The sequence below is a fragment of the Lactiplantibacillus xiangfangensis genome (assembly GCF_001438845.1).
Taxonomy (GTDB): Bacteria; Bacillota; Bacilli; order Lactobacillales; family Lactobacillaceae; genus Lactiplantibacillus; species Lactiplantibacillus xiangfangensis.
Genome location: NZ_JQCL01000080.1, coordinates 62,602 through 72,014 on the forward strand (window position 1 = coordinate 62,602; position 9,413 = coordinate 72,014).

Consider the following 9,413-nt stretch of genomic DNA (forward strand, 5'->3'; position numbering starts at 1 on the left):
TAAAATATGATTTCGACTGCAGATTTTAAAAATGGTTTAACCATTGAAGTAGACAACGCAATTTGGCGCATCGTGGAATTCCAGCACGTTAAGCCAGGTAAGGGTGGCGCGTTTGTTCGTTCAAAGCTTAAGAACTTACGGACTGGTGCCGTTCAAGATAAGACTTTCCGTGCCGGTGCACGGATGGAACAAGCCCCAATCGATAAGAGTACGATGCAGTACCTTTACGAAGATGGCGGTAGCTACGTTTTCATGAACACCGAAACTTACGAACAAATTGAAATTCCTGGGGACCATATTCAAAACGAATTGAAGTTCTTGAAGGAAAACATGGAAGTTCAAGTAACGATGTATAACAACGAAGTGTTAGGTATTGATTTACCAAACACGGTTACCTTGGAAGTTTCTGAAACTGAACCCGGCATCAAGGGTGATACTGCTTCAGGTGGTTCAAAACCAGCTACTTTGGAAACCGGTGCGATTATTCAGGTGCCATTCTTTGTTAAGGCTGGCGACAAGTTGATCGTTAACACGGTTGACAGCACCTACGTTTCACGGGCTTAATTCAATAGCTTAGAACCGGCAAACATGGAATTGGAGGAATGTCGACATGGCTGACAGTAGCAATATTACGTTACAAAGTGAAGAACCCAGCTTAGGACAAATTCAAATTGCACCAGAAGTGCTTGAAATAATCGTTGGGATCGCGGTAAGCCAGATTGATGGCGTTAACCGGATGCAAGGAACGATTTCTTCCAGTGTAAATGAGTTGTTCGGTCGTAAGAAGAGTCTTGGTAAGGGTGTTAAGCTGACAATCGTTGACGACCAAATCAGTGTGGATGTCTATGCTTACTTGAACTACGGTGTGTCCGTACCAAAAGTGGCGTTGGCCATTCAAGATAAAGTCAAACAACAGATTTTGTTCATGACCGATTTGGCGTTGAGTGAAGTTAACGTGCACATTACCGGGATCGTTACCGAAAAGACGGAGAGTGCCATTGATCCGAACAATCTTTTTGGTGATGAAGACCCCGAAGCTGATCAAAATGAAGATGGTGAAGAATCTTGAGTTTAACGCGTCATGAAATTCGGGAAAAAGCCTTTCAAGCTTTATTTGCTTTGAATGCTAACCCGGACGCTGATGAAAATCAGCTATTCCAACAGTTATTAAACCCGGACGAAGCGGCTGAAATAGAAATTCCAGCTTACCTGAGTACGTTAGTAACTGGTGTTCGTGAGCATCAAGCGGAATTAGACGCCCAGATTCAGCCATACCTAAGTCGTACGTGGTCATTAGACCGGTTGGCAAAAACCGATTTAATTGTTCTGCGTATTGCATTCTTCGAATTGAAGTACGTTGACGCCGTTCCTGCAAAGGTAGCTGTTAACGAAGCAATCGAATTAACCAAGGCTTTCAGCGATGATCGTTCACGGAAGTTCGTTAGTGGTGTGCTGGGTAAGGCCGTTAAAAACGAATCTATTTAGTCTAAAACCGAACAATTATATGTTCAACCCTAAAAGTCTGGCGTTTTGCCAGACTTTTTTTAATAACTTATCATTCTACTGACTACTTTTTTTGCCGGGGATTATGCTAAAATAAAACCAGACAAAGAGAGGGAGCGTGGCACGCGTGACAAAGATTATTGATGGTAAGGCAGTCGCCAAACAAGTTAACGAAGCAACTGCAAAGCAAGTTGCAGAACTCGTTGCCCAAGGTGTTCAGCCTGGAATTGCAGTTATTATTGTAGGGGAAGACCCAGCTAGTCAAATTTATGTGCGTAATAAGAACCGCAAGGCAACCAAATTAGGAATGCATTCGATTGTTCGTCAATTGCCAGCAACGACGACGCAAGAAGAATTATTAGCCATCATTGCTGAGTACAACGCCGATGATCAGATTCATGGTATCTTAGTCCAGTCACCACTACCCAAACAAATTAACGAACCATTAATTACAATGGCAATTGACCCGCAAAAGGACGTGGATGGGTTTCACCCGGCCAACGTCGGTAAACTCGTCACTAATTTTCCTGGTCACTATCCAGTTGCCAATACGCCCCGCGGCATTATGACGATGCTCAAGGCCTACGATGTGAACCCTGCTGGTAAAACGGCGGTCGTGATTGGTCGGAGCACTATCGTTGGTAAGCCAATGGCAGCGCTGTTGACCAATGCGAATGCCACGGTCACGGTGGCCCATAGTCGGACACGACATTTGAAAGCCGTTGCTAAAACGGCGGACATTTTAGTTGTGGCGACGGGGATTACCCATCTGATCAGTGGTGAGGACATCAAGCCCGGTGCAACGGTTATTGACGTTGGGATGGACCGTGATGAAAATGGCAAGTTAACGGGTGACGTGGACTTTGATTCAGCACAAGGCATTGCCGGATTGATTACACCAGTACCTGGTGGGGTTGGTCCAATGACGATTGCAACCTTAATGCAAACCACGGTTGAACTCGCAAAATGGAGTGATCGTAAGTGAGTGACAGTCAACAATATTTGACAGTTTCCGCATTAACACAGTATTTAAAACGTAAATTTGAAGTTGATCCCTATCTAGGGAAGGTATTTTTGACCGGTGAGATTTCCAACTACCGGCCCCGACCAAATACGCACCAGTACTTTAGTTTGAAGGATGACCATGCAAAGATTTCAGCGATTATGTTTAAGTCAGCCTTCGCGAAGGTTAAATTTCGTCCCGAAGAGGGGATGAAGGTATTGGTTGTTGGCCGCATTGGGTTGTACGAACCGAGTGGGAGCTACCAAATTTACGTCGAACGGATGGAACCAGATGGCGTAGGCGCGTTATACCAAGCCTACGAACAATTAAAAAAGAAGTTAGCGGCTGAGGGCTTATTTAATGCGCCCAAAAAGCCGCTTCCGCGTTTTCCAAAACGAATCGCCGTCGTCACGAGTCGTAGCGGGGCGGTTATTCGCGATATTATCACGACGGCCCGTCGTCGTTTTCCGATTGCACAAATTGTCTTGTTTCCAGCACAAGTGCAGGGGGACGCTGCGGCACCTGAAATTGCGCGGCAAATTGAACGGGCGAACGCTGCCAATAACTTTGACACGTTGATTATTGGCCGTGGGGGTGGCTCGATTGAAGACCTCTGGCCATTCAATGAAGAAGTGGTGGCGCGGGCGATTGCGGCTAGTCAACTCCCCGTTATTTCATCGGTCGGACACGAAACCGATACAACGATTGCTGACTTAGTTGCGGACGTGCGGGCTGCGACGCCGACTGCCGCCGCTGAATTAGCGGTCCCAGTTTATAATGACGTGCTGTTGCAACTGAGACAGGACCAAACGCGGGTGTTAAACGCGTTTCAAAACTTGGTTCAGCGTGACCGTCAGCATCTTAATAAACTCAGTACGTCGTATGTCTTTACACAGCCTAACCGGCTATACGAAGGCTATTTGCAAAAATTAGACTTCTTGAATGAACGGCTCAAACAGGCTGGACAAGCCAACGTTAACCAAGTCGAGCAACAGTATCAGCGCTTGGCGCAACGTTTGGTGCAACGGACGCCAATTCACCAAGTCAATCAGGCGCAGACCCAACTGACGAACCTGACGCAGCGGCTTCAACGTAGTACCCAACTCGTGATGCAACGTAAGCGTCAACAACTCGCCCAAACGGTGCAATCGTTGGACCTGTTAAGTCCACTGAAGATCATGGGGCGGGGGTATGCGTTTGTGACGGCTGACGAGCAAGTCGTGCACACAGTCAAGCAGTTAAAGCCACAACAAGCCGTTGCCGTTCATTTTGCGGACGGCACCGCTCAAGCACAAATTACGAGTACGGAGGAAATCGATAATGGCTGAACAACCAACCTTTGAACAAAATTTAAATCAATTAGAAACCATCGTTAATCAATTGGAACAGGGCGACGTGCCGCTGGAACAAGCGTTAGACCAATTCCGAAAGGGTGTTGCTTTGAGTAAACAGCTTCAAAACACACTGGAAGGCGCTGAAAAAACGCTGACTAAAATGATGGATGAAAATGGTAATGAAGTGCCATTCGAACAAGCAAAGCCGGATGATCAAAATGACTAAGCAGCGGTTAGCTGATTTTGAGGCGACCTGGGTTCCACGGATCAATACCTACTTGGATGAAAACTTGCGGGAAGGTAGTGACCGCGAGACTTTGACGGCTGCGATGCGTTACTCAGTGTTAGCTGGTGGTAAACGGTTACGGCCGCTCCTGACCTTGGCCGTCTTGACGACTTTTGAGCAACCAATTACGGCTGCACATTTGCGGGCAAGCGTGGCCGTTGAATTAATGCATACTTATTCGTTGATTCACGACGACCTGCCTGCCATGGACAACGATGCGCTGCGGCGTGGTGAGCCAACTAGTCACGTTAAGTTTGGTGAAGACATCGCCGTTTTAGCGGGTGATGCGCTACAGCCACTTAGTTTTCAGTGGATTGCGGACAGTGGGTTAGCACCGGACGTGATTGCGCAACAAACGTTGGCTTTAGCACAAGCAACGGGGCCGCGGGGGATGGTCGCGGGCCAAGTCGCCGATGTTCAGAATACGGGCCATCAGCTAGATCTACCCGCACTGCAACAATTACACCGTGAAAAGACCGGGGCATTGATCCACTACGCTGTTCAGGCGGGAATTTTGCAATCACCAGTGCCAGCACCCGTCGCTAGTGAGTTATTAAAATTTGCCGATGCGTTCGGATTAGCTTTTCAAATTTATGACGATATCTTAGATGTCACGAGTACCCCAGCACAGTTGGGTAAAGCGACGCATAAAGATGCCGGTGAACAGAAGAATACTTATCCGGAATTGCTCGGACTAGCGGGCGCTAATGATGCCCTGAACACGGCGGTTAAAACGGCCCAGACGGCGTTACAAAAGGCAGCTGATCTTAGTCAACGCGACTTTGACCTGTTAGCTTCATTTTTGACGTACTTCACAAATTAGAGGAATTATTTAGATGGAAAAAGAACGAATTGACGTATTATTAGTACAACAGGGTTTATTTGATACCCGGGAAAAAGCGAAGCGCGCAGTCATGGCCGGTGAAATCTTGGGCGTGAATGAAGAACGTCTAGATAAACCCGGCATGAAGATTCCAGTGACGACCGAATTACACCTAAAGGGCAAGCCAATGCCTTACGTTTCTCGTGGTGGGCTTAAGCTAGAAAAGGCTTTAAAGAGTTTTGACATCGACGTCACGGACCGGACGGTTTTAGACATCGGTTCTTCGACCGGGGGCTTTACCGATGTGATGCTCCAAGGTGGCGCCAAAATGAGTTACGCGTTGGATGTTGGTAGCAACCAATTAGTCTGGAAGTTGCGTCAAGATCCACGGGTTGTTGTGATGGAACACACGAATTTCCGCTACAGCAAGTTAGCGGACTTTAAGGAAGGCCAACCGAGCTTTGCCTCCATTGACGTGTCGTTTATTTCACTACACTTGATCCTGCCACCACTCCATGAAATCATTGAAAATGGTGGTGAAGTCGTGGCACTTATCAAGCCACAATTTGAAGCGGGACGTGAAAACGTGGGTAAGCACGGTATCGTTCGTGATCACGCGGTCCACACGGCCGTTTTAACGGACATTGTTGACTTTGCAGTGGCCGCCGGTTATAACGTTTTAGGGTTAGATTATTCACCAATCAAAGGTGGCGAAGGGAACATCGAGTTCTTAATTCACCTGCAAGCAACCGACCAAAAGGCCACAGTGGCGCCAACGGTCTCCGTTGACCAGACGCAACAAGCGGCATACGACCAATTGAATAAGTAGTGAATTTAAAATCCAGTCTTTCATATTTATGCAAAATGGCTTATGATGTGTTTAAATAGATGTGAATAAGACGCCGGGGGTGATCGGGTGAAAAAGCAAGAGCGCCAGCGCTACATTAAACGATTATTAAGTTCAAACGAAATTGAACGACAAGAAGACTTTGTCAGTTTACTACGTGCCGAAAATATTGAGGTGACCCAAGCAACCATCTCAAGAGACATTAAAGATATGCAACTGGTCAAGGTTCCCTCGGCGACGGGTGGCTACCACTATAGTATGCCGGTCCAAAAGCAAATGGACACAGAAAAAAAGCTCAAGCGGACGCTGAAGGATGCGTACGTTTCCTATGCGACGCAGGATAAGTTCGTCTTGATTAAGGTGTTACCCGGTAACGGTCCGGCGTTAGCGACCTTAATTGAAACGATGCACTATGACGAAGTATTCGGTACGATCGGTGATGACGCGACCGTGCTGATCATTTGTAAATCCTTGGCATTGACCCTCGATTTACAACAGAAAATTCAACGTCTTTTAAGCGATAACTAAGTTTAGTTATTGATCGACCTGTTCACGTTCGTGTCAGGTCGCTTTTTTTAGATGACGACGTAGATTGAATCAGTAGGAAAAACGTTTAATTGAGTTTCAGGAGGGTATCGGTGTGTTACAAGAATTATCAATTACAAATTTTGCTATCATCGAACATTTAGACATTGCATTTGAAAATGGCATGACTGTGCTAACTGGGGAAACCGGGGCTGGTAAATCGATTATCATCGATGCGGTCGGTCTATTGGCGGGTGGCCGCGGGTCGCAGGAATTCATTCGGACCGGCGCTGATAAAGCGGTGCTACAAGGGATGTTTATTTTGCCAGCGGATGGGGTCACGGCTAAGATGTTGGACGAAGCCGGAATTGACCACACAGACAACACGGTGATCTTGCAACGTGAAATTGCCAAAAGTGGGCGCAATACTTGTCGAATCAACGGGATGTTAGTTAACACGACGACCCTGAAACGGATTGGCGAAACCATCGTCGATATTCATGGTCAAAATGAACACCAAGAGTTGATGCAACCGGAAAAGCACCTGGGTTTACTGGATGAGTTTGCGACGGCTAAGATTCGCAAGCTTAAACGGCAGTATACTGAACAATACCACGACTATCAGCAGTTAAATCAGGAACTCCGCCAAAAGAATGCCAATGAAAAAGAATGGGCGCAGCGGCTGGACATGCTGAACTTTCAAGTGGACGAGATTGCGGCAGCCCAAGTTAAAGTTGGCGAAGAAGCTGATTTAACGGCTGAGCGGGATCGGTTAGATAATTATCAGACCATTAACCAAGCCCTACAACAAAGCTACACCCTCCTTGCAGCCGGTGAGGAAACTCAGGGTGCGGTCGACATGGTCGGAACGGCCATGAACGCGTTGGAACCGATTGCGAACTTGGACCCGGCGTTTAATGAAATCGCCATGAACGTTAAGAATGCGTTTTACGGGCTTCAGGATGCGTCTGGCCAAATTTCCAACCAATTGGATTTGCAAGAGTTCGACGAGGGGCGTTTAGACGCAATTGAACAACGGTTAGACGTTCTTAGTCAGTTGAAACGCAAGTACGGCGATTCTGAGCAGCAAATTTTGGATTACTACCAAAAAATTGCCGCGGAATTAGCCAAGATGACCGACTCTGAAGAGAACAGTGAAGGCCTGTCTCAGCGCGTTGCCGAGCAAAAGCAAGCGTTACTCAAGACGGGGGAAGCGTTGTCTGATCGTAGACGAACAGCGGCCAAGTCACTTCAACGACAAATTCATCAGGAATTAAAAGACCTGTACATGGATAAAGCCGTCTTTGAAGTGCGTTTTAAACCGACTAACGGGCAGATTTTTCGGAGTGGCCTGGATAGTATTGAATTTTATATTCAGACGAACCCCGGTGAAAAGATGCGACCACTGGCGAAGATTGCTTCTGGTGGGGAACTTTCCCGGATGATGCTAGCATTAAAGACGATTTTTTCTGAATCACAGGGGATTACGAGCATCATCTTTGATGAAGTTGACACGGGGGTCAGTGGTCGGGTCGCGCAAGCCATTGCTGAAAAAATCAGTGGCATTGCCCGGTTCTCACAAGTGTTATGTATCACGCACTTACCACAAGTTGCGGCGATGAGTGATCACCATTACTTTATTGCTAAGAAGATTACGGGTAACCGAACTAAGACGAGTGTGACGAAGTTGACCGACCACCGCCGGGTCCAAGAGTTGGCCCGGATGTTAGCCGGCACGAAGGTTACTAAATTATCAGTGGAACACGCTGAGGAATTGTTACGGTTAGCCAGTGAAGCGAAAGCCGAATAATTATCCAGAGAGTGGGGCAAAAGGCGGTCAGTTTGTGAGCATTAACGTAAAGTCAGCGATTATTCCTGGGTTTGGAATGGTCGCTGATTTTGGGTTAAGCGGAACAAATTGCGTCTCTTTGTCAACGGCTGTTGATGAGGAACTTTATGAGGAAATCAATTCATTTTCGAATTGGTTTCCTTTTTTTGTTCTGAATTGTAAATTCAATCCGAATTCGTGTGTAAAAGCGCGACCAATTTTTGTAACCGTATGCCGTCCGTTTGATTTGCTTTATTTTTCGATTAACACCCTCTAAAGGGCCGTTGGAGTAGGTACTTGCCATCATGTTTTTAATTAGAGACAGATGTTTACGATAGGTTTTGATGGTTGTTTCAAGCTGTGAACTGACTTTGTCAGTTCTGCTTAAGGCTTCGATGAAATGTTGATAGTCTCTGGTCCTTAACGCATCCACTAAAGCGTGCGCTGTAAAGTAAGTATGTTGAAAAATTGGATCCAGTTCTAAGCCCTTTAAGATTAACTGTTCTTGGGTAAACCAGTCTTTTAGATGCGTAAACCATTGTGGTTTACGTGTTTCTAGATTTGAATATGATTTTAAGAATAAGCGCCAATGATGTTTGAGTATTCGATATTCTCTGGTGTCTGATGAAAAGTGATGCATCAACTGTACCCGCGTCTGATTCAAAGCTTGAAGTCCCATTTGAACTAAATGAAAATTGTCGGCGATAATCTTAGCTTTAGGAAAGACTTCGCGGATAACTGACTGATATTGGGCGTTAAAGTCAATGACAATCTGCTGAACTTCGTTACGTTCTTTCAGTGAATAGTGATTCAGAAAATGCTTCTTAATGTTTCGGTTAAGGCGATCCGGTAAGACTGTTACTAGCTGATGGGAGTCACCATCAATGGCGATGAAGCTCATTTGATGGCCTGTAGAACGGAATTCATCAAAGCACAAAGTCTTGGGCAATGTGTTTAAGGCAATCTTGGTTTGGGTGGACAAAGAATCAATGACACGATTAACTGCGACTGGTGAGACATTTAATTCATCCGCAATGTCCGTAACGCTACGGTCCTTGATGAGTCTTAAGATGATCATTTGCTTCGTATCTTCTGAAATCTGACAATGTGGTTTAACTAATGATGTTCGTGCGCTAAAAGTATGCTTACAGGCTTTACACCGATAACGTTGTTTAAGTAATTTCAAGATAATTGGGCGTTCTTTGACTGGGGGCATTCTGACATTAATTAGATTAGTCCCAAAGCGCACTACTTCGGGCTGGCC

Annotated in this window: 11 protein-coding genes; 10 read left to right on the forward strand and 1 reads right to left on the reverse strand. The window is 46.1% G+C overall.

Features of this window, described 5'->3' with window-relative positions:
- Positions 1-6: 6 nt before the first annotated feature.
- The 10 genes from efp (at position 7) to recN (ending at position 8,131) form a co-directional block, all read left to right on the forward strand.
- Positions 7-564, forward strand: a complete 558-nt coding sequence (gene efp / locus IV64_RS09535) for an elongation factor P (protein ID WP_057707013.1) — start codon at positions 7-9, stop codon at positions 562-564.
- 46 nt (positions 565-610) lie between these two features.
- A complete protein-coding gene (locus IV64_RS09540; RefSeq protein ID WP_057707014.1) occupies positions 611-1,069 on the forward strand; it encodes an Asp23/Gls24 family envelope stress response protein in 459 nt (152 codons plus the stop codon).
- A complete protein-coding gene (gene nusB / locus IV64_RS09545; RefSeq protein WP_057707015.1) occupies positions 1,066-1,485 on the forward strand; it encodes a transcription antitermination factor NusB in 420 nt (139 codons plus the stop codon). Before IV64_RS09540 ends, nusB begins: the two co-directional genes overlap by 4 nt.
- Before the next feature lie 145 nt (positions 1,486-1,630).
- A complete protein-coding gene (locus IV64_RS09550; protein ID WP_057707016.1) occupies positions 1,631-2,488 on the forward strand; it encodes a bifunctional 5,10-methylenetetrahydrofolate dehydrogenase/5,10-methenyltetrahydrofolate cyclohydrolase in 858 nt (285 codons plus the stop codon).
- Entirely contained in the window at positions 2,485-3,834 is a 1,350-nt protein-coding gene (gene xseA, locus IV64_RS09555) for an exodeoxyribonuclease VII large subunit (protein ID WP_057707017.1), read from the forward strand. Before IV64_RS09550 ends, xseA begins: the two co-directional genes overlap by 4 nt.
- On the forward strand, positions 3,827-4,066 hold the full coding sequence (locus IV64_RS09560; protein WP_057707018.1) for an exodeoxyribonuclease VII small subunit: 240 nt from the start codon (positions 3,827-3,829) through the stop codon (positions 4,064-4,066). The genes xseA and IV64_RS09560 overlap by 8 nt, the downstream gene beginning before the upstream one ends.
- Positions 4,059-4,949, forward strand: coding sequence for a polyprenyl synthetase family protein (locus IV64_RS09565; RefSeq protein WP_057707019.1), 891 nt, complete (start codon positions 4,059-4,061; stop codon positions 4,947-4,949). Before IV64_RS09560 ends, IV64_RS09565 begins: the two co-directional genes overlap by 8 nt.
- Before the next feature lie 13 nt (positions 4,950-4,962).
- On the forward strand, positions 4,963-5,778 hold the full coding sequence (locus IV64_RS09570) for a TlyA family RNA methyltransferase (RefSeq protein ID WP_057707020.1): 816 nt from the start codon (positions 4,963-4,965) through the stop codon (positions 5,776-5,778).
- A gap of 87 nt (positions 5,779-5,865) precedes the next feature.
- Positions 5,866-6,324 carry an arginine repressor gene (locus tag IV64_RS09575; protein ID WP_057707021.1) on the forward strand — a complete coding sequence of 153 codons (459 nt, stop codon included), beginning with the start codon at positions 5,866-5,868 and terminating at the stop codon, positions 6,322-6,324.
- A 112-nt stretch (positions 6,325-6,436) separates the two neighbouring features.
- Entirely contained in the window at positions 6,437-8,131 is a 1,695-nt protein-coding gene (gene recN, locus IV64_RS09580; protein WP_057707022.1) for a DNA repair protein RecN, read from the forward strand.
- Positions 8,132-8,291: 160 nt separating this feature from the next.
- Here the strand turns inward: recN and IV64_RS09585 are convergent.
- Positions 8,292-9,413 (reverse strand): ISL3 family transposase (locus IV64_RS09585; protein WP_237757326.1); only part of this gene is annotated, 1,122 nt, incomplete at its 5' end.